The sequence below is a fragment of the Micrococcus cohnii genome (genome assembly GCF_014205175.1).
Lineage (GTDB): Bacteria > Actinomycetota > Actinomycetes > Actinomycetales > Micrococcaceae > Micrococcus > Micrococcus cohnii.
This window is the reverse complement of sequence record NZ_JACHNA010000001.1, coordinates 2,230,440-2,255,855: the sequence shown is the minus strand read 5'-3', so window position 1 is coordinate 2,255,855 and position 25,416 is coordinate 2,230,440. Positions and strand designations below refer to the sequence as shown.

The window sequence follows — 25,416 nt, the reverse complement described above, 5'->3', positions numbered from 1 at the left end:
CTCCATGATGCACCCACCGGGTCCGCCGACGGACTGTCTTCGCTCCCCAGCGACGGCGAGCGACCGGCGCGAGGCCGGTAGAGTGGACTCGCCGGAGGCACGCCTCCGGTGGGGATGGTTGTCCGAGCGGCCGAAGGAGCCGGTCTTGAAAACCGGTGTGCGGCGATCCCGTACCGTGGGTTCGAATCCCACACCATCCGCATGAATCCGCCGTCAACGGGCGGCCCGGCAGATCCGCCGGGCCGCCCGTTCGCGTGGGTGCCCCGCCACGGCGCCTCCGGCGGCCTCACTCGATGGTCACGCGGACCACCTCTGGGGTTCATCTGAACGACACGTGGACATGGTCGGATCGCCGGAGCGTTCGGGTCGGCCCGGCCTTCGACCGCGGCACAACGCGATGCCGTGGCTGGCGAGAGCCCGACGCACCCCGTCATCGCACTCGTCCATATCTGCCCAGAGGGATTCCATGTCGCACGTCTTCCTGCGTCGCTGCACCGCGACCATCGCCTGCACCACCCTCGTCCTGGCTCCGGCCAGCGCGGCCCCCGCCCTCGCCGTCGAGGCGGCCGCCGAGGAGAAGACCATCTCGATCATGTCGTTCAACGACTTCCACGGGGCACTGTCCGAGAAGTACTCCGGCACGCAGTTCGCCGACACCGTCGAGGACTACCGCCGCGGCTTCGAGAAGACCCACGGCGCCGACACCACGCTGCTGACCAGCGCGGGCGACCTGATCGGCGGTTCCGCCTCCGTGTCGAACGTGCAGCAGGACAACCCGACGATCGACGCGATGAACGCGCTCGGCCTCGACTCCCTCGCCGCCGGCAACCACGAGTACGACAAGGGCCTGGACGACCTGACCGGCCGTGTGATCCCGCGCGCTGACTTCCCGGTGCTCTCCGCGAACTTCGTCGACCCGACGACGAAGGAGCCGGTGCTCACCTCGCACAAGGTCTTCGACGTCGACGGCGTGCGCGTGGCCGTCATCGGCGCGTCACCGAACGACCTGTACTCGACCACCACCGGCGCCGGCCTGCAGGGCAATGAGGTGCAGGACATGGTCGAGGCGGTGAACCGCGTGGCCGCAGACCTCGAGGCGAACGACGAGGCCGACGTCATCGTCGCCTCCTACCACGATGGGGCCGCCGGCAGCGGCGAGCTCGCCGACGAGAAGGCCAAGCGGGACATCTTCCGTGCCGCCGTGGAGGACACCCACCCGGCTGTGGACGTGATCTTCAACGGCCACACCCATCAGCTCTACCAGTACGAGACGGACAACTCCGGCGCCCGCCGGCACGTGATGCAGGCCGGCCAGTCGGGCCAGCACCTGGCCGCCGTCGAGCTCACCGTCGACGGTGCCGGCGAGGTCACCTCGGCGACCGGGAAGATGCTCGAGCGCTCGACCCAGGACCCGGCCGAGGCCGCCGCGGAGTCGGCCGTCACCGCCGAGGTCTACGCGATCGAGCAGAAGGCCGTGGACGTCTTCCGCGACAAGCAGTCCACCGTGCTCGCCGATCTCGACGGGTCGATCACGACCGACTATGCGAAGCTGCTCGCCGACGGGCAGTCATGGCGTGCCGGCGGCACCCGCAAGGCGGAAACGACGCTGGGCAACTGGGTCGCCGACGCCCTGAAGCACTCCGCCGAGAGCACGAACCCGGGCGTGGACCTGGGCGTGATCAACCCTGGCGGGCTGCGTTCGGAGCTGCTCGAGTCCCAGTTCACCGACGGCGGCGCGTTCACGCCGAAGCCGGACGCACTGGCCGGCAAGCTCACCCTCGGCGAGCTGCTGGACATGGCTCCCTTCGGCAACACCGTCGTGCAGTTCGACATCCCGGGATCGTCGATCAAGCAGGCTCTCGAGCAGAACTGGCGCGACGGCGTCCGCCAGCACAACCTCGGCTGGTCCGAGAACCTGAACTGGACCTACGACGACTCCAAGCCGCAGGGCGAGAAGGTCACCGGCGTGTGGGTCGACGGCGAGCCGCTCGAGGAGGACCGCATGTACACGGTCGCGACCGTCTCCTTCCTCGGCGACAGCACCTGGAAGGACCTGGGCGACCCGTCGAAGGCGCCCGACGGGTTCACCGCGTTCGCCGAGGGACGTCAGAACTTCGTGGACCTGGGCCTGCTCGATCAGCAGGCGCTGAGCTCTTACGCCGAGGCCCAGGCCGCCGAGGACGGCGCCGTCAACCCGTCCTTCTCGAAGCAGGGGGTGCCCGTGGCCGGCCCGGCCTCCCTCGGTGCCGGGGACCCGCTGGCCGTGAGCCTGGATGATCTCGTGATCGACTCCGACGGCGTCCCGGCCGCGCAGCAGGTGAGCGTCGCTTTCGAACCGGCCGACGGCTCTGCCCCGGTTGAGCTGGGCTCGGTGGACGTGCCCGCCGGCCAGGAGAGCGTCGACCTGTCCTCGCTGTCCGCCCCTCGGGCCACGGGCCCCGGCGAGCTGGTCATGACCGTCACCCACACCGACGGCACCGTCACCACCGTCCGCCACGCGCTCGAGGTCGGCGCCGCCGCCGACTGCACCGACGCGAACTTCTCCGACAACGCCGAGGGGTCGGCCTATTTCTCGGCCGTCCGCTGGATGCAGTGTTCGGGCCTGACCACCGGCTACGCCGACGGGTCCTTCGGCAAGTCCGACGACACGACCCGCGCCCAGGGCGCCTCTTTCCTGTACCGGTACCTCACGGACGAGGGCTTCACCCCCGCCGGCCAGACCTTCCCTGACGTGCCGACCTCGAACACGCACTTCGAGCCGGTGGAGTGGACCGCGGCCGAGCAGATCGTCCGTGGTTACGTCGACGGCACGTTCCGCCCGAAGCACTCGGTGAGCCGCGGCGAGTTCGCCTCCATGCTCTACCGCGCCGCCCACCCGGAGTACACCGCCCCGGCCACGCCGGACTTCCCGGACGTCTCCGCCGCGAACCCGCACTACGAGGCGATCCAGTGGGCCGCCTCCGAGGGGCTGGTGACCGGCTACCACGACGGCACGTTCGCTCCGGGCCAGGACATCACGCGCGGTGAGATCGCCGTGATGCTGCATCGCTTCGACGCCGTCAACGCCGGCGACGCGCGCTGATCCGCACCGCACCACCGATTCGCCCCGGGAAGGACCGACTCATGCCGCACCCTCACTCCACCCGCTCGCGCACCATCGCACGCACCGCCGGCACGCTCGCCGCGCTGGGCTTGCTCGCCCCCGCCATCACCGTCCAGGCCACCGCCGCCCCCGCCGGGGACGGTCTGGTCATCAACGAGGCGTATACGAACGGCGGCTCCGCGAACGCGAAGTTCACCCACAAGTTCGTCGAGCTGTACAACCCGACCGACAAGCCGATCTCCCTGGACGGCTGGTCCCTGCAATACCGCTCGGCCACCGGCACCGGCGGCGCGAGCTCCTCCGTCGCCCTGAACGGCACCGTCCCCGCCAAGGGTCATTTCTTGATCCGGGGCGGCTCCAACGGCGACACCGGCGCCGCCCTGCCGGCCCCGGATCTCGAGGCCGGCGGGCTGAACTTCTCCGGCACGAAGGGCACGATCGTCCTCTCGAACCAGGCGGAGCGGCTCGCCGAGCTGCCGACCGGCTCGGTCGTCTCCGAGGACGACACGGTCGTGGACCTGCTCGGCTATGGCTCCTCGAACACGTTCGAGGCCGGGGCGGCGACCGCGCCCAGCAGCAACTCCGATGCGAAGTCGCTCCACCGCCACGGCGGAGCGGACACCGACAGCAACGCCGCGGACTTCACGCTGCGCGACGAGGTGACCCCGACCAACTCCGCCGGTGACGCGCCGGAACCGACGCCGGAGCCCGAGCCGGCCCCGCCTGCGGGCCAGAAGACCATCGCCGAGATCCAGGGCGAGGGCGCCGAGACCCCGTTCGCGGGCCGGCAGGTGACCACCAGTGGCGTCGTCACGGGCGTCTACTCGACCGGGGGCTACAACGGCTACTACATCCAGACCCCGGGCGCCGAGAAGACCGCCGGCGCCTCCGACGGCCTGTTCGTGTACTCCCCGGACACGGCCGGTGACGTCGCCCTGGGCGACAACGTCACCGTGACCGGCGAAGCCGGCGAGCACTACGGCATGACCCAGGTCTCCGTCACAGCCGGCGGCCTCGAGAAGTCCGACGGCACCGCGACCGTCGAGCCGACGCCGGTGGCCTTCCCGATGGACGAGGCGGCCCGCGAGGCCCATGAAGGCATGCTGCTCGCTCCGCAGGGCGAGTGGACCGTCACGGACAACTACTCGGTGAACCAGTACGGCTCGCTGAGCATCGCCCCGGGCACCGCCCCGCTGGACAACCCGACCTCGGTGGCCGCCCCCGGCGCCGAGGCCCAGGCCGTGATGGCACAGAACGAGGCCGCGAAGATCGTCCTGGACGACGGCGCCTCGACCAACTTCATGCGCTCCCCCGGCAATCAGGGCCGTCTGCCCTACGTCGACGCCGACTCCCCGGCCCGCGTCGGCTCGGGCGTGGAGTTCACCTCGGGCGTCGTGCTGGACTACCGCTACGGTGCCTGGAGTTTCCAGCCGCAGGGCCACCTCACTGACGAGAACGCCGCCGAGGTGCAGCCGGTCGCGATCGAGAACACGCGCCCGGCCGAGGCCTCCCGCGATGACGTGGGCGGCAACGTCACGGTCGGCAGCTTCAACGTCCTGAACTACTTCACGACGCTCGGCGAGCAGTTCCCGGACTGTGACGCATACACCGACCGCGAGGGCACGCCGATCACGACCAACTACTGCCAGCCGCGCGGCGCCTACACCCCGGAGTCGTTCAAGCGCCAGAAGACGAAGATCGTCGAGGCGATCAATGGCATGGACACCTCCGTGGTGGCGCTCGAGGAGGTCGAGAACTCGGCGAAGTTCGGCAAGGACCGCGACGAGGCCCTCAAGAACCTCGTCGACGGCCTCAACGCTGCCGCCGGTGAGCAGAAGTGGGCGTACGTGGCCTCGCCCGAGCAACGCCCTGCTGTCGAGTCCGAGGACGTGATCCGCAACGCGTTCATCTACCAGCCGGCGGAGGTCACCCCCGTCGGCGAGTCCCGGATCCTGGACGACCAGGTGAACTTCGACAACGCTCGCGAGCCGCTGGCACAGCAATTCCGCCGGGCCGACGGATCCGCCGAGGGCGTGGCCGGCACCGAGTTCGTGGCCATCACGAACCACTTCAAGTCCAAGGGCGGCTCGGGAGCGACCGGCGACAACAAGGACTCGGGCGACGGCCAGGGCAACTACAACGGCGACCGCGTGCGCCAGGCGCAGGCCCTCGTGACCTTCGCCGAGGAGCTGAAGACCGAGCTCGGCACCGAGCGTGTCCTGCTGCTCGGCGACTTCAACTCCTACGAGCAGGAGGATCCGATCGCGGTCCTCGAGCAGGCCGGCTACGTCTCGCAGGGCGCCAAGTCCGAGGAGTACTCGTACGTGTTCGGCGGGGCCGTCGGCGACCTGGACGGCGTGTTCGCCTCCCCGGCCGCCGACGCGACCGTCACCGGCCAGGACATCTGGATGATCAACGCCAACGAGTCCGTGGCGTTCGAGTACTCCCGCCACAACTACACGGCGGAGGACCTGTACGCCGCGGACCAGTGGCGCTCCTCCGACCACAACCCGATCGTCGTGGGCATGGACGTCCAGCCGGTCGAGGGTCCCGTCGCTCCGGAGGACTGCCGGGACACCGCGGACTTCGCGGACAACCCGGTGGGCTCGCGCTACTACTCCGCGGTGCGCTGGATGCAGTGCGCCGGAATCACCACCGGCTACGCCGACGGCACGTTCCTCAAGGGCCAGGACGTGACCCGCGCCGAGTCCGTCGCGTTCCTGTACCGCTACCTCACGGACGAGGACGTGGCCCCGGGCGAGGCACGCTTCCCCGACGTCCCGGCCACGCACACCCACTTCGAGTCCGTGCAGTGGGCCGTGCAGGAGATGATCACGCGCGGCTACGCCGATGGCACCTTCAAGCCGGGCCAGGACATCACCCGCGCCGAGTTCGCCTCGATGCTGCACCGCGCCGTCGACCCGGAGTTCACCGCGCCGACCACGCCGGACTTCCCGGACGTGGCCGCGTCGAACCCGCACTACGAGGCGATCGCGTGGCTCGCGGCCGAGGGTCTGAGCACCGGTTACCGCGACGGCACGTTCAAGCCGGAGCAGCAGATCAGCCGCGGCGTGACCGCCGTGCTGCTGCACCGCTACGAGCTGATGCTCGACGAGCAGGCCTGACCCGCTCCTGAGCCGACGCCCCGGTCGCGGTCCCCGTGGGGTCCCGGCCGGGGCGTCGGAAGTCGGGGCGCCGAGGTCAGCCGCGCAGCCGCGCCACCACGTCGCGCGCGATCGCGTCAGCGTCCCCGAGGGACGCCGCCCGCCCCGAGGCGGACTCGCCCGCTTCCGCGGCGATCGCTGTGCCCCACTGCACGCCGGAGAGCTGCAGGCCGATCACGTACACGTCCTCGCGGACGGCACCGTCGGCACCGCGCAGCCGGTGCGGCCGCGGGGTGACGTCGAAGCCCGAGGACGGGCGCAGCTCACCGTCTTCGTCTTCCCAGGTGCCGACCGCGGCCACCCCGTCGGCAAGCAGCTGACGCATGAGGGGGGCCGTGCCAGCATTGACCCGGTTGGGCGGCATCATCGCCTCGACCAACCACGTGCCCGTCACCGCTGCGGGGTCCTGCCCGTGAGCGTCAGCGACCTGCGGGCTGACGGCCACGAAGCGGTCGTCGACAACCTGCACGGCCGGCGCACGGCCCACCCAGTCGGCGAGTCCGGCCCGATGCAGCGCCAGCATCTGCTCCACCCGCCAGCGCGGCGGCCCTGAGGAGAGCCCTTCGACGAGCGGCTCGAACCAGCCCTGGACGTCGCGGAGGCGCGAGGCCTGACTGATGTGTCCCTGCGCCACGAGCTGCTTCACCAGCAGCCGCCCCGCGTGCAGGGCGCCGACGGCCATCATGAACGGTGAGTCTTCGCCGAGCACCGCCTCGGCGCAGGCCTGTTCGAGCAGGGTGGCCACGGTTTCGTGGTACTGCTCGGCGGAGTCGAACACGTCGTCGCGGTAGGGGTCCGCGTAGGCGACGATGTCGAGGAACCGCCGTCCCGGAGCGAACTCCTGCAGCAGCTCCTCGGCGTGTCGTGAGGTGACCGGGGCGCCGCGCCCGGCCTCCTCCAGCAGGCCGACGAGCTCGCTGAGGAAGGTCCGCGCCCGCACGGGTCCGCCGAGGAACTCCGGCTGCGTCCGGGCCATCGTGGCGTAGTAGTGGCGGACCACGTCGCGGTGCAGCAGGGGCCACAGATGGGCGTCGAAGTCGAGCAGCCCGTGCTCGGCGATCAGCCCGTCCACCGCCCGGTCCGACAGATAGCTCAGGGACGTTCCGTGCGGCACGAACGACATGAGCTCGGCCTTGGGCAGGTAGGGCACGCCGCGACGGGACATCAGATGCAGCACCGGTTCCCTGCCCGAGGGCTCATAGCGCAAGGCGCGCCCCGGCGTGGCTCCCGCGACCCGGTGGAACGCCCCGCCTCGGCCCTGGGTCAGCTGGGCCATCAGATCGAACGCGTTCAATCCCATGCCCCGCACGAGCACCTCGGCGCCGGCGGGCACAACGCGCCAGTCGACGTCCGAGGGGATCTGCGGGCCCTGGTAGTGCAGCGCCGGTGAGGCGGACGCGGCGGAGGCGAACCGTCCCTGGGCGCTGCTGAGCGCGGCCTTCTGGTGGCCGAGGGCGAGCACCGCCGCGTCGGCCTCGAGGAGGTCGGGGACCGACACGGCGGTGCGCCCGGCCTCCTCCCGCCCGTCTGCCGGCCGCAGCCGGACCCGCACGCCTCCGCCCGGCAGCGGTTCGAGAGCCGTGGCCTCGGCGCGGTGCGTCATGACCGCGCCGACTTCGGGGCGGGCCTCGAGCGCGTGACGCACCTGCTCGAACAGGTCCGTCAGATACCGGCCGTAGACCATGCGGGAGGGGTACTGATTCCGGCCGACTTTGAGGCTGCGCTCAGGGTTGACGCGCCGCCACTGGTCGAAGGACAGCGCCGCGGTCGACGGGTGCAGCCCGGGGTTGTCCGCGGCCGAGGCGGTCGGGAAGAACGAGGGGGTGTTCATCAAGTACAACTCGGACTGGTCGGTCCGCCACACGCGCCCCGGTCCGGCCGGGTAGGGGTCGACCACGTGCACCTCCAGACGGCGTCCGGGTGCCGTGGGTTCCCCCGCCTCGAGCTGGGCCAGCAGCCGCTCCAGGACCATGACTGCACGGGGGCCTGCGCCCACGACGACGAGTCGGACGGTCTTGGATTCGTGGCTCATGCGGTCCCCTCTGGTGATGTCGCGGGGTCACCCCCGGGCGTGATCTCTGCCTCCTCGGACGGCGCGGAGCTGACCCGTCGGGCGTCTGGTCGAAGCCGTCTCGACGCGTCCACGCTGCAGTATGTTCGCGCGCGCGAGACGCCCCACCAGCCTACTCACCTGCAGGCTCTCAGTGTTCCCTGGGCGCTTCCTGGCAATCGAGGTGGAGCGGTCAGCGGCCGTTGACGCCGCCACGACGCCTGCGACAACGTCGGCTTCATCGCTCGGGTCACCGGGCACCGTTGCACAACGGACACGGCGTTCCAGACAGCGCAGACCGGCGGTTGACCCCGCCGCCCGCGCTGAGGAAACGTCGGGAACACGCACCGGGGCAGAGGGCCCCGGATCGACACGAAGGAGACAGCGATGGACCGCAACATCGACAACACCCAGGGCCGTACCAACCAGACCGGCGGCCTGGACCGTGACTCGCTGGACCAGCTGCAGAACGCCACGGTGTTCTCCAACGACGGCGACAAGATCGGCTCCGTCGGCCAGGTCTACCTCGACGACCAGACCAACCAGCCGACCTTCGTCACCGTGAAGACCGGCCTGCTGGGCACCAAGGAGAACTTCGTTCCGCTGAACGAGGCGCGCACCACCGCCGACGGTGTGACCGTGCCGTTCGACAAGAACTTCGTGAAGGACGCGCCGAACGTCGACGCCGACGGCAACCTCTCCCCGGAGGAGGAGCAGCGCATCTACGAGTACTACTCGATGGACTACGGCCACGCCGGCGACCGTGACGGCCTCCGCGATGGTGACCGTGACGGCCTGCGTGACGGCGACCGTCGCCACGATGCCGGTGTCGGGGCTGCAGCGGGCGCGGCGGGTGCCGCTGGCGGCCTGCGCGACCGCGATGGGGACCGCGACGGCCTGCGTGACGGTGACCGTGACGGCCTGCGCGATGGCGACCGTGACGGCCTGCGTGACGGCGACCGCGACGGACTGCGTGACGACGATGATTCGGTCGTCGTCCGCGACGAGAAGCTGAACGTCGGCACCGAGCGCCGCGCCACCGGCCGCGCTCGTCTGCGCAAGCACTCCTACACCACCACTGAGACCGTCGAGGTCCCCGTGGAGCGTGAGGAGCTCGTCGTCGAGCGCGAGTCCATCGACCCGAACTCGCCCGAGGCCCGTGCCGACGGCCGCGACGATGAGGCCTCGGTGACCCTCCACGAGGATGTCGCCGTCGCCGACAAGAGCGTCGACGCCGAGAAGGTCTCGCTGGGCAAGCGCACCACCCAGGACACCGAGCGTGTGTCCGAGGAGGTCCGCCACGAGGACGTCGAGATGGATCGCGACGGCGCCCGCCGCGACGACATCGACGGCACCCGCCGCTGACCCACGGACGTCGGCCGGTCACCGCGCAGGTGACTAGGCCCACGTCGCCGCAGCAGGGCCCCGCACCGTCTCGGTGCGGGGCCCTCGCGTTGCTGACGTCGCTGTTCGAGGCCGAACCGTCTCATTGAACCCGCGGTCCGGGACGCGCTAAGCTGTCGGAGTCCGCAGACGGGGTTCGCTCCGTTCACCGCGGATGGGGAGACGTGCCAGAGCGGCCGAATGGACTTCACTGCTAATGAAGGGTCCGGCGAAAGCCGGACCGGGGGTTCAAATCCCCCCGTCTCCGCCCGACGCCGTGAGCCGGGTCATCGTTCGCACGATGGCCCGGCTCACGGCTTTGTCACGTCGGCACCGGTCTCCGCGGCCCGCACCTGGGCCGGCGGCGGTTCGCCCCGATCGCTGACACGTTCGCGGGGCGAGGCGCCCGTGGGTGCTCAGCGCTGTTCGTCGCGGAGCCGCTGCAGCAGCTCGAACGACTCCGGCACCGACAGCTCGGTGTGCGATGACAGCTGCACGGCCGCCGACTCCAGGTCTCCGTCACGCAGCATCGCGGCCAGCTGATCACGCAACCACGGGGACAGATCCTCGCTCGAGAGGCGGACGCTGCCCTCAGGCCGAATGAACTCGACCTGGAAGTGCTGTTCGGCCGCAACCGGTTCGGCCGCAGTCCACTCCGCCGGGACGGTCAGCTCATCGGGCAGCACCGCGGCTCCGGCGTCATCGCCCACATCCGATGACGCGTCGGCGCCGTTCTCACGACGGCCCTCCCCCTCGGCCTCAGCCCGGTCGGCGTCGACCGCGGTCTGCGGCTCCTCGGCCGCAGTCGTGCCCGTCTCCGGCGCGGACCGCACACCGTCGTGCCGGGCGCCGGCAGAGGACTGAGCGTCGCTCACGCGCTGCTGCGGCGCAGACGCCTCGTCCGCATCGTCCTGCCACGGCGCTGAGACCGTGTGGACCTGGGGATGCGAGGCCAGAGACTGCACATCGAGGACAGCCTCGGTCAGGGACCGGCCCGTGTGGCGTCGGTACGCGGCGACCGCGTCCACGGTCCGGTTGGTCGCGATGAAGCCGTACACGGTGCGATGCGCGTCCTCGTCGAGCAGACCGGCGGCCTGCTGCGCGCGGTCCGGGCCGACGCCGGACCCCGCCCCTCCACGTTCCGACACGGCCCCGGACGACCGCCCGAGCCATCGCGTCACACCCCAGACGAGGGCGCCGATCAGCACGACAGCGAGCAGGGGGAACACGTATTCCATGGGCCCAGTCTAGGCACCCGACTGGGCGGCACGGCGGGGGTCTTCCAGGTCCCAGTCCACGGCGTCGAGCCGGTCCCGGAACGAGGACGAGCACACCACCACGGCGACACCGGGATAGTCACGCAACACGCCCTCCAGCACACGCCGTCCGTCATCATCGAGGTCCGCGTCGAGGCCGTCGACCACGAGCAGCGGCGGGTCGCCCAGCAGCGCCCGGCCGAGCTTGACCCGCGAGCGCTGTGAGACGGTCAGCGGTTCTCCCCCGTGACGCACACGGGTACGCACGCCGTCACGCAGCTGCGCGAACACGCCCGTGAGACCGACCCGCATGGCGACCGCATCGATCTGCTCGTCGGCGACGCCCGGTTGTCGCAGGCTCAGCAGGCGGCGGATGCTTCCCCGCTCGAGTCGCACCCGGGCGCTGGCCACACCGAGCAGCCGCCGGCGCACCCGGTCCGGGGCTCGGGTCAGGTCGTGACCGTCGATCAGGACGGTCGGCACCGTGTACCCCAGACCCAGACCGCCCTGGTCCTCGGGGCCCGCCCCACCCTCGGTTCCGAGGGCATCGGGGCCGTCGGCGGCGACCGACCTCGCCGCCACCAACTCGGCGACGGCGCGGTGAGCCCGTCCCGGGTCAGCGCAGCGGACCGCCACCACCTGACCGGCACGGGCCTGCAGCCGCGGAGTCGGCACCCCGTCTACCACGAGTCCCTCAACAAGCAGCCCACCGCGACCGGTACGGTCCCGGTGCACCGGCACGGACTCCCAGTCCCGTTCCCGTCGGCGCTCGGTCGCCTCGACGGAGTCCGCATGGCGCATCAGGGGCGCCTGGATCCGCCGAGCGGCCTTGTAGTTCTGCCGATACTCGACGACGCGCCCGAGTTCGGACAGCGGCGTCGTGATGATGCCGACCAGCGTCAGGCATGAGGCCACCTCGGCGTCCCCGAGGACCCCGAACGCTCCGCACAGCACGATGCCCGCGGTCGCGGCCGAGGCCGCGGCGAGGGCGGCCGCGCGCACGGCTCCGGTCGCCCGGGCTCGCGCGACAGCGGCGCCCACGACCTTCGCGGAGTCGCGGTCCAGGGCCGCCAGCTCGCGACGGACCGCGCCGGCGGCGCGGACGGACTCCCCGGCCAGGACGGTGTCCGAGATGCGCCCGGACATGCGGCCGCGCCGACGTCGCAGTTCCCGGGCCCGCCGGTACGTCAGCCGCGACAGCGGCACCAGGCACAGGACGAGCACCACGACCGGCGTCCCGACGGCGGCGCCCGCCACGGGAGAGGCGACGGTGAGCGCGACGAGGATGACCGCGATCAACGGCACCGCGGTCAGCAGGGGCACGATGCCCTGGGAGATCCACATGCGCACGGCCGTCAGGTCGTTGGAGGCACGGGTGACGGTCACGCCCAACGAGGAGCTGCCGCCGCCGGTGAGCGCCGAGCCGATGAGCTTGCGGCGCATCTCATAGACGTAGTCCTGCCCCAGGTCCTCGCCGACGACGCGCTCGGCCCAGCGAGCGCCGGCCAGACTCACCACCGACAGCAGCAGGACGGTGATCGGCCAGATCTGGGCGGACGCCGCACCCGAGGCACCCACGTCCGCCGCGTCCCCGCCGAGCAGAGCGGAGACGGTCATGGCCATCGTCAGGGCCATCGCCGCTTGGAACACGCCCAACAGGAACAGCAGGGTCAGCAGCGCCCGCCGCCGACCGCGGAACACCGGCGGCATCCGGCCCGGCCGCGGGACGGCGGGCCCGTGCTCCTCCTCGTCGCCCAGACCCGCCTCCGCGAGGGGCTTCTCCGCCCGGGCGTCCTGGCCCGGATGTCCCCCGGTGACGCTCATGCGTCGGCAAGCAGGCCCGCGGCGATCTCGGGCCGGGTCAGGTCGAAGGTCGCCTCGACGCGCGTGTCGAGCGCCTCCCGTGCCTCCTGCGTCGCGAGCGGGGATGAGGTGAGCACACCGGAGACCCCGAGGACGCGGTTGCCGCCGCCGGTGAGCACGTCCACGCCCGCGGCCGCGCCGAGCGCGTCGGAGGCCGCGAAGAGCACACCGTCGACGACGGACTGGAACAGCGGGTCGGCGAGCAGTGCCGCCGTCTCACCCTGGTAGACGCCGTCGGCGATCTCGACGACGATCACGTCGGGGTCGTCCTGGCTGAGCACGTCCACGAGCGAGACGGTCAGCGCACGCACATGAGCCATGTCGAGCCGGAACGTGGTCGGGTGCCCGAAGTCGGTGAAGTCCCGGACGGACACGGCGCCGCCGTCGATGTAGAGCATGGGGTCGTTACCGGCCCCCGTGCCGGTGGCCTTGCCCGCGTTGACGTGCAGACCCGCAGCGGTCAGCCCGTTGACCAGGCAGGCCATGGCGGTCGACTTGCCCGAGTTCATCGAGGTGCCGAGCACGGCCACCACACGCGGCCGATCCGGCAGCACGGCGGCGATCTGCTCAGCCGGCGCGCCGATGGCGGGCACCTCGGTGAGCGTGCACGGGGCGAAGTCGCCGAGGTTCACCGGGCCGGAGTCGTCGGCGAGCACGCCGATCGGCTCCAGCCGGGTGGGCTCGTCGATCCGGTCGTGCTGCGCCGTGACGGTGCCGGCCAGACCGCCCGCCGCGACCAGATCACACGGGGCGAGCGAGCCCGGCACCTCGGAAAGGAACTGGTCGGCTGCGTAGCGGTACCCGTAGGCGAGCATCACGAGCGCGCCCTCGAACAGGATCGCCTTGCGGGACGACGGGGTCTCGACGCGCTTGTGGTTCAGGACCTCGCTGACGCGTGCGATCACGACCGTGCCGACCTGCGGCACGACATCCGCTCCGGAGAGCAGGTGGAACCGGCCCGGATCCGCCTCCAGGGCCTGCTGGACGAAGCGCGTCGTGTAGGAGGCCTGATACCGCGCCGGCAGCGGAGCGCGGCGCAGCGGCCCCTGCCCGGCATGCTGATGCGACGGCGATCCGGTGCGGTCGAGGGCGGAGGCTCCGCCCACGGTGCCGCTGATGGTGTGCTCGGCGATGGGTGCGACGGTCATGTCGTGGTCCTCTCCGCCGCCTCGGTGTGCAGGCGGCCGATGTCGGTGCGCTGGACGCGGTCCGGTGGGGCCGGTGCCGCGCCGGGGCTGCTCGCCCCGCGATGCCTCCAGCAGACACCCGGCGGATGACACCGGCATGAAGCACAGATGAGAGTGCTCTCATCTGTCGGCTCGAGCACGGTCTGTATGCCCTGTGGCGGGCCGTCCCGGAACGGGGTCATACCGGCCTGCGGTCACGGTCGCGTCGACGGACTCGGGAGCTGCACCCGACCACCGTGGTACGGTCGCGGCGCTACGGTCGCCGTGTCCGCCCTTCGTCGTCCTCTCGCCCTCGCCGTTCTCACAGGAGCCGTATGCGCACCCTGTCCTCGCGCCCGTCGTCCGCTGCCCGCCTGCTCTCCGGGACCGCCCTGGCCCTGACCCTCGCCGCGACCGGCGCCGGTTGCTCGGCTCCCCCCGAGGAGCAGCAGTCCTCATCGTCAGCCACGGGAGCCGCCCCGGAGCCCCAGAACGCTGAGGCCTCCGAACACGGCTCCTCCGCGCCGGGCACGCACGAGTCCGGCTCAGCCGATCCCCCCGCACCCTCCTCTTCCAGGGACGCGACGGACACCACCGAGCCGAACTTCCCGATGCGCAAGCTCAAGCCGGGCGAGACGCCGCCGCAGTTCATCCTGTTCTCCTTCGACGGTGGCGGCATGCACGAACGCTGGGACTCGTTCCTGGCCGCGGCTGAGGAGACGGATTCCCGGTTCACGGTGTACCTGGCCGGCCTGTTCCTGGTGGAACTGGAGAACCGGGAGGCCTACCAGGGCCCGGCCCACGCGCCCGGTGAGTCGGACAACGACTTCGCCCCCGACGTCGAATTCGTCTCCACGATGATCGACGATCTGAACCGCGCGCACCGGGGCGGGCACGAGATCGGGACCCACTACAACGGCCACTTCTGCTCCGTCGACGCCTATGGCATCGACCAGTGGACGACCCAGGACTGGGTCGAGGAGATGGAGATCTTCCACCGGATCGTCGACGACCCAGAGACGTTCAACGGCTACCCGGAGGGCACCCTCCCCGAGCTCGAGCTGGAGCCGGAGGACATCGTGGGCACCCGCACGCCGTGCCTGCAGGGCCGATGGGACCAGATGACGCCCATGTGGAAGGAGGCCGGCATCACGTACGACACCTCCCAGACCTCGCAGCGCGGCGTCGGACTGCAGTGGCCGTACGTGAAGGACGGCATCTGGGAGTTCGAGATGCAGACCGTGAATTCTCCCGCCTTCAGCGGCCCGGACAGCCTCGCCCGCCCGGGCGACGATTCGCCCGCCGTCACGGCCATGGACTACTCGTTCTGGGCGAAGACCAACAACCTGAAGGACGAACCGGCCGATGCCCCGCGCCTGAAGCAGGCCACCCTCGAAACCTACCGGTACATGTACGACTCGGCGTTCGCGGGAAATCGGGCTCCGCTGGTGATCGGCAACCACTTCAACGACTGGTCCGGCAACGCGTTCAACTCCGCAACCGAGGAGTTCATGCGCGAGACCTGCGGCGAGCCGGACACCCACTGCGTCACCTACAAGGACCTGATCGCGTGGCTGGAGCTGCAAGACCCCGAGGTTCTCTCCTCATGGCAGGAACAAGAGCCGTCCGGCCTGGGCGACGACGTCGCCGAGCTGGGCTACTGAGCCGCCGCGCACCGCGATTGCCTTCTCCCGTCGGCCGGTCCCAGCTCGTCCCAGTACGATGGCGGGCGTGACTGAGACGCATGAGATCGACCTGACCGCATCCTTCAAGGCCTACGACGTCCGCGGGATCGTGGGCGAGACCATCACCGCCGAGTCGGTGCGCGCCGTGGGCGCCGCCTTCGTCGACGTCTTGGGCCTGGCCGGCCAGAAGGTCCTGGTGGGCGGCGATATGCGCCCCTCCTCCCCCGAGTTCATGGAGGCCTTCGCCGAGGGCGCTCGGGCCCGCGGCGGTGACGTGCTGAAGCTCGGCCTGATCTCCACGGACATGCTCTACTACGCCGCCGGCGTGCAGCAGGCGGCCGGTGTCGTCTTCACCGCCTCGCACAACCCCGCCGAGTACAACGGCATGAAAATGGCCAAGGCCGGTGCCGTGCCGGTCTCCTCGGACACGGGGCTCTACGAGATTCGCGACGCCGCGCAGGCCTATCTGGACGCCGGGCAGATCCCCGCCGTCGAGCGCACCGGCACGCTCGAGGAGTCGACCCTGCTGGCCGACTACGCCGCCTACCTGCGTTCGCTCGTGGACCTCTCCGGCATCCGCCCGCTCAAGGTGGTCGTCGACGCCGGCAACGGCATGGCCGGTGCCACCACCCCGGCGGTCCTCGGCGACGCCGAGCTGGAGGCCCTGCCGCTGACGATCGAGCCGCTGTACTTCGAGCTCGACGGCACGTTCCCGAACCACCCGGCCAATCCGCTCGAGCCGGAGAACCTGCGCGACCTGCAGGCCGCGGTCGTCAAGCACGGCGCGGACATCGGCCTGGCTTTCGACGGCGACGCGGACCGTTGCTTCGTGATCGACGAGAAGGGCGAGCCCGTCTCGCCCTCTGCCGTGACCGCGCTCGTCGCGCGCCGTGAGATCGCCCGAGCGAAGGCCGACGGCGAGGACACCCCCGTGATCATCCACAACCTGATCACCTCGAAGGCCGTCCCGGAGCTCGTCGCGCACGACGGCGGCCGCGCCGTCGTCACGCGCGTGGGGCACTCGTTCATCAAGGCCGTCATGGCTGAGGAGTCCGCCGTGTTCGGCGGCGAGCACTCCGCGCACTACTACTTCCGGGACTTCTTCAACGCGGACACCGGCATGTTGGCCGCGATGCACGTGCTGGCGGCCCTGGGCGAGCAGGACCGTCCGCTCTCGGACCTGGCCGAGGAGTACGAGCCGTACGTCGCTTCGGGCGAGATCAACTCCGAGGTCGAGGACAAGGCCGCGATGATGGACCGGGTCGAGCAGCAGTTCGGCGTCGAGGGCACCACGACCAGCCGCATGGACGGGCTGACCGTGGCCGCGGACTCCGGCGACTGGTGGTTCAACCTGCGCCCGTCGAACACCGAGCCGTTCCTGCGCTACAACGGCGAGGCGAAGGACGCCGCGACGATGCAGCGGGTGCGCGACGAGGTGCTCGCCGTCGTCCGCGGCTGACGCCGCTCGTCGGCCTCACCCCTGCTGGGCCAGCACCAGCGGCAGCACGCCCTGGGCCCCGGCGTCCCGGAGCACACGGGACGCCTCGGCGAGGGACCACCGGGAGTCGACGAGATCGTCGACGAGCAGCACCGGCCCGTGCCGCCCCGCGGCGGGCGCCGAGGCGAGCGCCTGCACCATCGGATCGGGCACGGCGATCCGCTCCCACACGGAGGCCAGCCGGTACGCACTGTTGCCGCCGGGCCCGGCCGTCGGGCCGCCGTGCCGGAGCTCGAGCGCACCGAGGAACGGCAGCTGGCCGATCCGCGCGACGCCCTCGGCGAACGAGCCCACCAGCCGCGGCCGGCCGCGGGAGGCCATCGCGACCACGGCGATGGGCCGTTCCTCCCACCCCCATTCGCGCAGGACCGTGACGGCGGCCTCCAGCACCGCCTCGGGCACGGGGGCGTCGTCGGCGTCGAGCAGCTCGCGCAGTCGGACGCCCCAGCCGAGGTCGGACAGGCGCGCGAGGGCGCGCCCCTCCTCCGCCTGGCGCGCGGGCGGGATCGTGCCTTTGACCGGGACGCCGAGGCGGTCCATGCCGCTCGGGTAGGACCGGCGCGGCTCGATCGGCACGCCCACCTTCTGGGCCGTGCGCCGCGCCTTGGCGCGGGCTTCCTCGTCGAGGCCGGTCGGGTACCAGGGGCCGGCGCAGGTGTCGCAGCGACCGCAGGGGGCGGCGGTCGGGTCGTCGAGCGTGCGGGCCAGGAACTCCATGCGGCAGGTCTGCGTGGTCTCGTAGTCGAGCATGAGCCGCTCTTCGGCGCGCCGGGCCTCGGCCACACGGGCGTAGCGCTGCGCGTCGTAGGCCCAGTCCCGGCCGGTCGCCCGCCAGCCGCCGCCGACCTTCTCGACCGCCCCGTCGACGGCGAGCACCTTGAGCAGCAGCTCGAGCTGGCTGCGCTTCGCCGAGACGGAGGTCTCGAGGACGGGCACGCTGAGCGGTCGGCCCGCCTCGCGCAGCGCCTGCAGCACCGCGTGGGCCTGCTGCTCGTCGGGCATCGATGCGGTCGCGAAATACTCCCAGATCCGCCGATCCTCGGGGCCGGGCAGCAGCAGGACTTCCGCGTGGTCGGTGCCGCGGCCGGCGCGGCCGACCTGCTGGTAGTAGGCCACGGGCGAGGACGGGGCGCCCAGGTGCACGACGAAGCCGAGGTCCGGCTTGTCGAAGCCCATGCCCAGCGCCGAGGTCGCCACGACGGCCTTCACGCGGTTGTCTTTGAGGTCCTGCTCGATCTGCGCCCGCTGCTCGGGGTCCGTGCGCCCGGTGTAGGAGATGACGGCGTGCCCGGCGTCGGCGAGGGCGCGGGCGGTGTCCTCCGCCGCGGAGACCGTCAGCGCGTACACGATGCCTGAGCCGGGCAGCTCGTGCAGGTGGGTGAGCAGCCAGGCCAGGCGCGCCGACGGGTCCGCCATGCGCAGCACGCCCAGTTGCAGGGAGGCGCGGGCGAGCGGGCCGCGCAGCACGAACACCTCGTCGGCGCTGTCCACGCCGAGCTGCTCGACGACGTCGGCCACGACGCGCTCGTTCGCCGTTGCGGTGGTGGCCAGCACGGGCACCGGCTCGGCGCGCACGGCGGGCAGACGTCCGATCAGGTCGCGGATCCGCCGGTAGTCCGGGCGGAAGTCGTGGCCCCAGTCGGAGATGCAGTGCGCCTCGTCCACCACGAGCAGCCCCATGCGGGCCAGCAGGTCCGGCAGCTGCTCGTCGCGGAAGCGGGGGTTGTTCAGCCGTTCCGGGGAGATCAGCAGCACGTCCACCTCGTCCTGGGCGAGCGCGGCGCGCACCTCGTCCCATTCGGTAGCGTTCGCCGAACTCATGGTCACCGCGCGCACTCCGGCGCGGGCGGCCGCCGCCACCTGGTCGCGCATCAGCGCCAGCAGCGGCGAGACGATCACCGTGGGGCCGGCACCGCGGGCGCGCAGCAGCAGGGACGCGACGAAGTAGACGGCGGATTTGCCCCAGCCGGTGCGCTGCACCACGAGCGCGCGGCGTCGGCCCCGCACGAGGGCGTCGACGGCCTCGAACTGGCCGTCCTTGAACTCGGCGTCGGGCCGGGAGGTCAGGGCGCGCAGCACCTCTCGCGCTTCGGTGTGCAGGGCATCGTCGGCGGGCTGGGCGGCGCAGGGTGTGGCGGCGGTCTCGCTCATGCCGGCCAGTATGCCAACGCGTGCGGAGGCGATAATGGGGCCATGAAGCTCAACGCCTACACCGACGTCTGCCTGCGCGTGCTGATGTCCCTCGCCCGCGGCGGTGGAGGACGGCGCATGACCAGCCAGCAGGTGGCCGACTCGATCGGCGTGCCCTACAACCACGTGATCAAGGCCGTCTCGGAGCTGCGCCGCCGCGAGCTCATCCACGTCACGCGTGGGCGGCTGGGCGGCGCGGTGATCACCGAGGCGGGCCTGGACCTGCGGGTCGGCGCGCTCGTTCGCGATCTCTCGACCCGGCCCGAGGTCATCGACTGCGACGGGCTCGAGTCGGGGCACCCGTGCCCTCTGGCCGCCGCGTGCTCACTGCGTGGGGCGCTGGCCCGGGCGCGCGAGGCCTTCCTCGCCGAGCTCCACGGGGTCCGGATCCGAGACCTCGTGCCGGGCGCCGAGGTCGCCCTAGGGTTGCCGGCGATGCCGACGGAGGGCGCCGAGGTGCCCTCCGAGGGGATCGACATGTAATCTTGCTTCTGCAAGGCAATATAGCCCCCGGCAACATCGATCTTCAGGAGGATGCCGTGCTGTCCGAGAAGTCCCGTCCCGTCATCGAGGCCACCGCAGGCGTCGTCGCCGAGAACATGCCCCAGATCACGCCGAAGTTCTACGGCCACATGTTCGAGGCCCACCCGGAGCTGCTCGACGGCGTGTTCTCCCGCGCCAACCAGCGCAACGGCGAGCAGGCGCAGGCCCTGGCCGGCTCGATCGTGAAGTTCGCGGTGCACCTGCTCGAGCACCCGGACACCCTCCCGGAGGCCGTGCTCGCGCGCATCGCCCACAAGCACACCGCCCTGGGCATCACGCCGGACCAGTACCAGATCGTCTACGAGAACCTGTTCTGGGCCATCGGCGACGTGCTCGGCGAGGCCGTCACCCCGGAGGTCGCCGAGGCGTGGACCGAGGTCTACTGGCTCATGGCCGACGCCCTCATCAAGCTCGAGAAGGACCTGTACGCGAAGCAGGCCAACGACAAGATGTGGACCGACTGGAAGGTCGCTTCGAAGGAGCCGACCGGCAACGCCGCCATGACCTTCCGCTTCGTCCCCGCCGACAACACCCCCGTGACCCCGGGCGAGCCCGGCGGCTACGTCTCGGTCCGCATCAAGGTCGAGGACGGCCTGCGCCAGGCCCGCCAGTACTCGCTGTCCCAGCACGCCGAGTCCACGACGGAGCGCGTCATCACCGTCAAGCTGGACGAGGCAGGCGAGGTCTCGCCCATGCTCATCCAGAGCGTCCAGGAGGGCGACGTCGTCGAGCTGTCGAACCCGTACGGCGAGATCGTCCCGACCCGGACCGAGGCGCCGATCGTGCTGGCCACCGCGGGCATCGGCATCACCCCGGCCGCCTCGATCCTGAACTCGCTCGCCGAGCACCACTCGTCCCGGCAGGTGACGTTCCTGCACGCGGACGCGTCGTGGGACTCGGTCGCCCTGCGCGACCAGGTCATGGAGTCCGTCGCCGCCCTCGAGAACGCCCAGGCCCACGTGTGGCTGGGCCAGGCGCCCGAGTCGGCCCCGGAGGGCGTCGAGCTGCACGAGGGGCGCATGGACGTCTCGGCCGTGCAGCTACCCGAGGGCGCCGAGGTCATCCTCTGCGGCCCGCTGCCGTTCATGAAGTCGGTCCGCTCGGATCTGATCGAGGCCGGCGTGCCCGCCACCGCGATCCGCTACGAGATCTTCGGCCCGGACCTCTGGCTGGCCGCCTGAGCGGAGTCGGCGTTCGCCGACGGCAGTGACGACGCCCCCGGCCCCTCCGATGCCAGGCCCCCTGTGACCTGAGAAGGCCCAGGCTTCTGACTGCGGGCCTCATCCGCCTCCCGGCCATGCTCATCGTGATAAGTCAACCCGGCGCCGGTGATCGCCAACGCCAAACGGTGCAGGCTTTCACCAGTCCGCCCGTGAAAGAGGCCGCCGGGGGCGGAGCCACCGGATGTAGACGAACCCACAGTCGGCCTTGACTCGAGGCCGAATGCCCGGATGTCTTGAGGATCAGCTACAGTCACCGGAGAGGTCGCGAGCGGGACACCGCGACGCTCTCCCCTGGATCGGAGGGGATCACCGTGATCGGAGTGGAGATCGTCCCGTGGGACGTCCACACGGCATTGACGGGCGCACTTACGTCCGGAGAGTCCATGGAGGCCGACGCCCGGGCAGCCCGGGACGGCGGTGAGGACGTCCTGGGCAGCTTCGGGAACGCCGCGATGGCGGATGAGGCATTCCGCGCTTTCTGGGACGCCCGGGACAGTCTGGGTCTGCGCGCCGCTGCGATTCTCACCCATAATGCGAGCCGGGTCGCGGATGCGGCGGGTGAGTTCACGGCTATGGACCAGGACATGACGGCGAAGGCCGCGCAGACCGCGTCCGAAGACAGCGCCGCGCGGGTGAACGACGCCATGGAGTCGGCATGAGCGTCCCGCCCCTCACCACTCTGCCGGACATCCACGTGGACACCCCGGGTCTGCGCGACGGCGCTCGCACCCTTCGCGAAAAATCCACCCAGGTCCGCGAGCACCTCGACGACGCCCACTCCTCCTGGCGGGGACTGCGCAGCGCGTACCAGCACAACGCCACACAGGAGCGCGTGTGGACGGGCCTGGCCCTCCTGGACGACCCGGTGGATGCCTGGCGGCACGCGCTCGACCGCGCCGCCGACCTCCTCAACGACTTCGCCGGGCAGTGCGATGGTGTTCTCTTCCAGCACCGTTCTCTGGAGATCCTCCGGCCGACTGTGGCAGATGAGCGCGCCGTCGCTCTCGCCTCCGAGGATCCGGCCCGGATCGCATCTGCCAGCAGGAGCGTGGAGTACTTCAACGGCGAAGTCGCCGACCTGGAAAGGACGTGGGTCGAGGTCCAGGCCGACTTCGCGGCCGCTCTACGGGCTGTGACCGGCGGCGAGAAGGACGACCTGCCGGAGACGCGCGAGATTGCAGAGCCCGGACGTGGTGTCTTGACGGGGCTGACGGCGTCCCTGGCGACCGAGAGGCAGGTGGCCGATCCCGAGTCGATTGCGGAGGAGCTGAAGGGGAAGGACGCCGATGATCTGCGCAAGTGGCTGGACAGCCATCCCGAGCTCGCGGAGAAGCTGGTGGACAACAAGCTGCCTGAGCATCCGGCACCGGGATCTGCCGAGGCCGTCATGAAGACCGCCATCGACGCCCATGATCCGCGCCATTCCCGTCGAGGTGTTGACGAAGTAGCCGGCGCATGGGAGTCCCTCACGACCGAGGACCGCCAGCGTCTGCTGCTCACCTACCCCAATGTGTTTGGCAACCTGAACGGCGTCTCCCTGGAGGAACGAGCCACGGTCAATGAGATCACGGTGGCAGGGCTCCGACACAAGGTGGGAAAGTCCTTGAAGAAGTATGAGGACGAGCCGAACTGGGGTCAGCTCTACCCGGGCCCCGGAGGTCAGGTAAAAGCCCAGATCGAAAAGAAGAAGTGGCACGCGGAGCGGATACGACTTGAGAGGCAGAGGAATGGCCTAGACATGGCGTGGGAGGCGTATCAGAATGACCGCGAACGTCCCGCGAATTCCCCAAAAACCTCTGGAGAGGAGTACCGAGTCATCAGTGTTTCCCGCGAAGGCGAGGGACAGATCGCTACGATGCGTGGGCATATCTCGCCAGAGACGAAGAACATCGTTGCTTTTACCCCCGGCACTCATACCGACATGGAATCTGTCGGCGACTACAACAACAAAATTAATGCCATGGGGGAAGGGCGTGAAGGAACCGTGGAGATCTACTGGGCCGACGGGCAGTTCCCCGGCAAGACAGACCCTCTGACAGAGGAAGACACCTTCACGTCTCTCATCGCCGACAACGCCACCCCCGACTTCGCCGAGCGCGACGCCACGAATCAGGCAGCCTTCGACAGAGCTCTCGACCGCGAGGCCGTGAACGCCACCCAGACCTGGGTGGCTCACTCTGCGGGAGCATCCAAGCAGGGCACCGCCGAGCGGGAGGGCCTCACCGCCGACAAGGTGCTGTACATGGCGCCGGCCGGCACCGGCCACGAAGTCGGCTCGCTTGCAGACGTTGCCAGCCCGGAGGCCGACCGGGCTCTGATCCAGTCTAGGACGGACAAGATCGACGTCGCGCAGGACCATGGCGGCGCCGCCAACTCCGGAAGCTACTTCTCCGGGGGCCACCCAGACCAGCTCATGGGTGCCATACGCCTGGAGGCCGGCCTAATGGAGGACGATTCCAAGGTCCAGGATCAGGACAACGGGGGACACATGGCCATGCTGGAGCGCGGATCCACCTCCCAACAGAACGCGACCGCTTTCATCTACGGCGAGCCGGTCATTCCTTACCTGGGGGACAACGACCTCTTCTCGGACGCGCTGGGCCGACAGGGTATCGATACCCAGGATGATTTCGAGTCAAAGAAAGTCGCTTATGCTGAAGCGTTCCACACGTAAGTCCATCGCCCTGATTGGCACGCTATCCCTGGCAGGAGGTCTCATTATGGGATGCGCCCCGAACGACGACACTGGAAAGGCTGAGCCAAGCTCCCAGTCGACTGAGTGGCCCCCGCCCCAGGCCAAGCGCTCGAAACAGGAGAACGCGGAGTTCTCCACCCGCCAACTCGAGACCCTCGAACGGGAGATGCCCGACCTCGCCCGCTCCATGGGAGCCAAGACCCTCGACACCCTGCGGGAAAAGACCTGCCAAGCCACCACCCCCTACGAAAAGCGCCCCCTGCTCACGGAGGTCCAGGGAGTCGTCTACGTCGAAGTCCGTGACGAGGACGTCGCCCGAAAGGTTGGTGCCTCCCTGCGTGCCCAAGCCGAGAAGCAGGGCTGGACCACCCGCCCGGAGGAACAGTGGGGCTCCGGCAACGTCACCATGTACCAAGGCTCCCGACCCGACCTGGAACTCACCCTCACGTTGGCCTACGAGGACAGCGGGAACAATCCCCGCCTCACCCTCTACGCCAGCGCCCCCTGCCTGAGAATGCCCGAGGGACACAAGATGACCGTCTCCCGGCTCGACCCCATGGCTCACGCCTTCGTCGAGGAAGGAGGCATCACCCATGCTGTCCCCGACGCCCAACCCGGGCGCGCCCCCCTGCCGGAATCCACTCAGACCCCTGCCCCCACGGGCCCGGAAGGCGTGACAGCCAGAGAACCATCCGACCCGTCGGCCCCCACCCCCTCATCGACCTCCACAAAGGGCTTCCTCGACGACGCCGTCAAACGCCCCTGACAGACTGGGCCGCCCATGCCACGGAACAGACACCAGGCCACGACAGCGACAGCAGGTTGCCTACTGCTGTTAGCCGGGATGCTGACCGGAATCACCGGCTGTGCGCTCGCCCCCACTGCCAACGACGCCCAGTCGACTGAGTGGCCCCCGCCCAAGGCGGACCGGTCTAAACAGGAGAACGCGGAGTTCTCCACCCGCCAACTCGAGACCCTCGAACGGGAGATGCCCGACCTCGCCCGCTCCATGGGCGCCAAGACCCTCGACACCCTCGGCGAAGAGACCTGCCAACCCACCACCCCCTACGAAAAGCGCCCCCTGCTCACCCGGGTCAAGGGCGTCGTCACCGTAGACGTCCGTGACGAGGACGTCGCCCGAAAGGTCGGCACCTCCCTGCGCGCCCAAGCCGAGAAGCAGGGCTGGACCACCCGCCCCGAGGAAGAGTGGGGCTCCAGCAACACGAGGTTCTACCAAGGTTCCCACCCTGAACAGGAACTGACCCTCATGCTCATCTACAAGGACAGCGGGAACAATCCCCGCCTCACCCTCTACGCCGACGGACCCTGCTTGAAAATGCCCGAGGGACACAAGATGACCGTCTCCCGACTCGACCCCATGGCTCACGCCTTCGTCGAGGAAGGAGGCATCAGGCATGCTGTCCCCGACGCCCAACCCGGGCGCGCCCCCCTGCCGGAATCCACTCAGACCCCTGCCCCCACGGGCCCAGAGGGCGTGACAGGCAGAGAACCATCCGACCCGTCGGCCTCCACCCCCTCGCCGACCTCCACAAAGGGCTTCCTCGACGACGCCGTCCAACGCCCCTGACAGACTGGG

General features: G+C 70.3%; 16 protein-coding genes and 2 tRNA genes. 13 read left to right on the top strand and 5 right to left on the bottom strand.

Translation table 11 applies throughout. The features are described from left to right. The first annotated feature begins 112 nt into the window (after window positions 1–112). The 3 genes from HDA30_RS10255 (at window position 113) to HDA30_RS10245 (ending at window position 6,228) form a co-directional block, all read left to right on the top strand. Window positions 113–200 (top strand) — tRNA-Ser (locus tag HDA30_RS10255). Between the two features lie 266 nt (window positions 201–466). Next, window positions 467–3,082 carry a 5'-nucleotidase C-terminal domain-containing protein gene (locus tag HDA30_RS10250; protein ID WP_184242184.1) on the top strand — a complete coding sequence of 872 codons (2,616 nt, stop codon included), beginning with the start codon at window positions 467–469 and terminating at the stop codon, window positions 3,080–3,082. A gap of 41 nt (window positions 3,083–3,123) precedes the next feature. Further along, a complete protein-coding gene (locus tag HDA30_RS10245; RefSeq protein ID WP_184242182.1) occupies window positions 3,124–6,228 on the top strand; it encodes an ExeM/NucH family extracellular endonuclease in 3,105 nt (1,034 codons plus the stop codon). Window positions 6,229–6,304: 76 nt separating this feature from the next. Here the strand turns inward: HDA30_RS10245 and HDA30_RS10240 are convergent, their stop codons facing one another. Next, complete coding sequence (locus HDA30_RS10240) at window positions 6,305–8,299, bottom strand: FAD/NAD(P)-binding protein (protein ID WP_184242180.1); 1,995 nt, start codon at window positions 8,297–8,299, stop codon at window positions 6,305–6,307. 405 nt (window positions 8,300–8,704) lie between these two features. Here HDA30_RS10240 and HDA30_RS10235 point away from each other — a divergent pair, with 405 nt between their 5' ends. Both HDA30_RS10235 and HDA30_RS10230 read left to right on the top strand, forming a co-directional pair. Further along, window positions 8,705–9,682: a PRC and DUF2382 domain-containing protein gene (locus HDA30_RS10235; RefSeq protein ID WP_343059355.1), complete on the top strand. Its 978-nt coding sequence runs from the start codon at window positions 8,705–8,707 to the stop codon at window positions 9,680–9,682. A 197-nt stretch (window positions 9,683–9,879) separates the two neighbouring features. Beyond that, window positions 9,880–9,968 (top strand) — tRNA-Ser (locus tag HDA30_RS10230). 148 nt (window positions 9,969–10,116) lie between these two features. On the opposite strand, the gene HDA30_RS10225 is transcribed toward HDA30_RS10230, so the two are convergent. The 3 genes from HDA30_RS10225 to HDA30_RS10215 are packed head-to-tail and all read right to left on the bottom strand — an operon-like array spanning window position 10,117 to window position 13,967. Beyond that, window positions 10,117–10,938, bottom strand: coding sequence for a hypothetical protein (locus HDA30_RS10225; protein ID WP_184242178.1), 822 nt, complete (start codon window positions 10,936–10,938; stop codon window positions 10,117–10,119). 9 nt (window positions 10,939–10,947) lie between these two features. Continuing rightward, complete coding sequence (locus HDA30_RS10220; protein WP_184242176.1) at window positions 10,948–12,780, bottom strand: ABC transporter transmembrane domain-containing protein; 1,833 nt, start codon at window positions 12,778–12,780, stop codon at window positions 10,948–10,950. Further along, on the bottom strand, window positions 12,777–13,967 hold the full coding sequence (locus HDA30_RS10215) for a DUF1611 domain-containing protein (protein WP_221419073.1): 1,191 nt from the start codon (window positions 13,965–13,967) through the stop codon (window positions 12,777–12,779). Before HDA30_RS10215 ends, HDA30_RS10220 begins: the two co-directional genes overlap by 4 nt. 353 nt (window positions 13,968–14,320) lie before the next feature. On the opposite strand from HDA30_RS10215, the gene HDA30_RS10210 reads away from it, so the two are divergent. Then, the gene (locus HDA30_RS10210; RefSeq protein ID WP_184242174.1) at window positions 14,321–15,649 is read left to right on the top strand and encodes a polysaccharide deacetylase family protein; all 1,329 of its coding nucleotides are present in this window, start codon (window positions 14,321–14,323) and stop codon (window positions 15,647–15,649) included. 67 nt (window positions 15,650–15,716) lie between these two features. Then, on the top strand, window positions 15,717–17,129 hold the full coding sequence (locus tag HDA30_RS10205; RefSeq protein ID WP_343059354.1) for a phosphomannomutase/phosphoglucomutase: 1,413 nt from the start codon (window positions 15,717–15,719) through the stop codon (window positions 17,127–17,129). Between the two features lie 15 nt (window positions 17,130–17,144). Here HDA30_RS10205 and HDA30_RS10200 read toward each other — a convergent pair whose 3' ends face one another. Further along, a complete protein-coding gene (locus tag HDA30_RS10200) occupies window positions 17,145–19,319 on the bottom strand; it encodes a RecQ family ATP-dependent DNA helicase (RefSeq protein ID WP_184242170.1) in 2,175 nt (724 codons plus the stop codon). A gap of 42 nt (window positions 19,320–19,361) precedes the next feature. Here HDA30_RS10200 and HDA30_RS10195 point away from each other — a divergent pair, with 42 nt between their 5' ends. The 6 genes from HDA30_RS10195 (at window position 19,362) to HDA30_RS10170 (ending at window position 25,407) form a co-directional block, all read left to right on the top strand. Continuing rightward, the gene (locus HDA30_RS10195; RefSeq protein WP_158497137.1) at window positions 19,362–19,841 is read left to right on the top strand and encodes an RrF2 family transcriptional regulator; all 480 of its coding nucleotides are present in this window, start codon (window positions 19,362–19,364) and stop codon (window positions 19,839–19,841) included. A gap of 56 nt (window positions 19,842–19,897) precedes the next feature. Beyond that, entirely contained in the window at window positions 19,898–21,082 is a 1,185-nt protein-coding gene (locus HDA30_RS10190; protein WP_158497138.1) for a globin domain-containing protein, read from the top strand. Between the two features lie 353 nt (window positions 21,083–21,435). Then, window positions 21,436–21,783: a hypothetical protein gene (locus HDA30_RS10185; protein ID WP_158497139.1), complete on the top strand. Its 348-nt coding sequence runs from the start codon at window positions 21,436–21,438 to the stop codon at window positions 21,781–21,783. Then, the gene (locus tag HDA30_RS10180) at window positions 21,780–23,798 is read left to right on the top strand and encodes a hypothetical protein (RefSeq protein ID WP_184242168.1); all 2,019 of its coding nucleotides are present in this window, start codon (window positions 21,780–21,782) and stop codon (window positions 23,796–23,798) included. Before HDA30_RS10185 ends, HDA30_RS10180 begins: the two co-directional genes overlap by 4 nt. A 46-nt stretch (window positions 23,799–23,844) precedes the next feature. Further along, window positions 23,845–24,585 carry a hypothetical protein gene (locus tag HDA30_RS10175; protein ID WP_184242166.1) on the top strand — a complete coding sequence of 247 codons (741 nt, stop codon included), beginning with the start codon at window positions 23,845–23,847 and terminating at the stop codon, window positions 24,583–24,585. Window positions 24,586–24,663: 78 nt separating this feature from the next. Then, window positions 24,664–25,407, top strand: a complete 744-nt coding sequence (locus tag HDA30_RS10170) for a hypothetical protein (RefSeq protein ID WP_184242164.1) — start codon at window positions 24,664–24,666, stop codon at window positions 25,405–25,407. Window positions 25,408–25,416: the final 9 nt, after the last annotated feature.

Coding starts and splice junctions, on each gene's coding strand:
- HDA30_RS10250 (WP_184242184.1), top strand. CDS start 467: ATGTCGCACGTCTTCCTGCGTCGCTGCACCGCGACCATCGCCTGCACC.
- HDA30_RS10245 (WP_184242182.1), top strand. CDS start 3,124: ATGCCGCACCCTCACTCCACCCGCTCGCGCACCATCGCACGCACCGCC.
- HDA30_RS10240 (WP_184242180.1), bottom strand. CDS start 8,299: ATGAGCCACGAATCCAAGACCGTCCGACTCGTCGTCGTGGGCGCAGGC.
- HDA30_RS10235 (WP_343059355.1), top strand. CDS start 8,705: ATGGACCGCAACATCGACAACACCCAGGGCCGTACCAACCAGACCGGC.
- HDA30_RS10225 (WP_184242178.1), bottom strand. CDS start 10,938: ATGGAATACGTGTTCCCCCTGCTCGCTGTCGTGCTGATCGGCGCCCTC.
- HDA30_RS10220 (WP_184242176.1), bottom strand. CDS start 12,780: ATGAGCGTCACCGGGGGACATCCGGGCCAGGACGCCCGGGCGGAGAAG.
- HDA30_RS10215 (WP_221419073.1), bottom strand. CDS start 13,967: ATGACCGTCGCACCCATCGCCGAGCACACCATCAGCGGCACCGTGGGC.
- HDA30_RS10210 (WP_184242174.1), top strand. CDS start 14,321: ATGCGCACCCTGTCCTCGCGCCCGTCGTCCGCTGCCCGCCTGCTCTCC.
- HDA30_RS10200 (WP_184242170.1), bottom strand. CDS start 19,319: ATGAGCGAGACCGCCGCCACACCCTGCGCCGCCCAGCCCGCCGACGAT.
- HDA30_RS10195 (WP_158497137.1), top strand. CDS start 19,362: ATGAAGCTCAACGCCTACACCGACGTCTGCCTGCGCGTGCTGATGTCC.
- HDA30_RS10180 (WP_184242168.1), top strand. CDS start 21,780: ATGAGCGTCCCGCCCCTCACCACTCTGCCGGACATCCACGTGGACACC.
- HDA30_RS10175 (WP_184242166.1), top strand. CDS start 23,845: ATGGGATGCGCCCCGAACGACGACACTGGAAAGGCTGAGCCAAGCTCC.
- HDA30_RS10170 (WP_184242164.1), top strand. CDS start 24,664: ATGCTGACCGGAATCACCGGCTGTGCGCTCGCCCCCACTGCCAACGAC.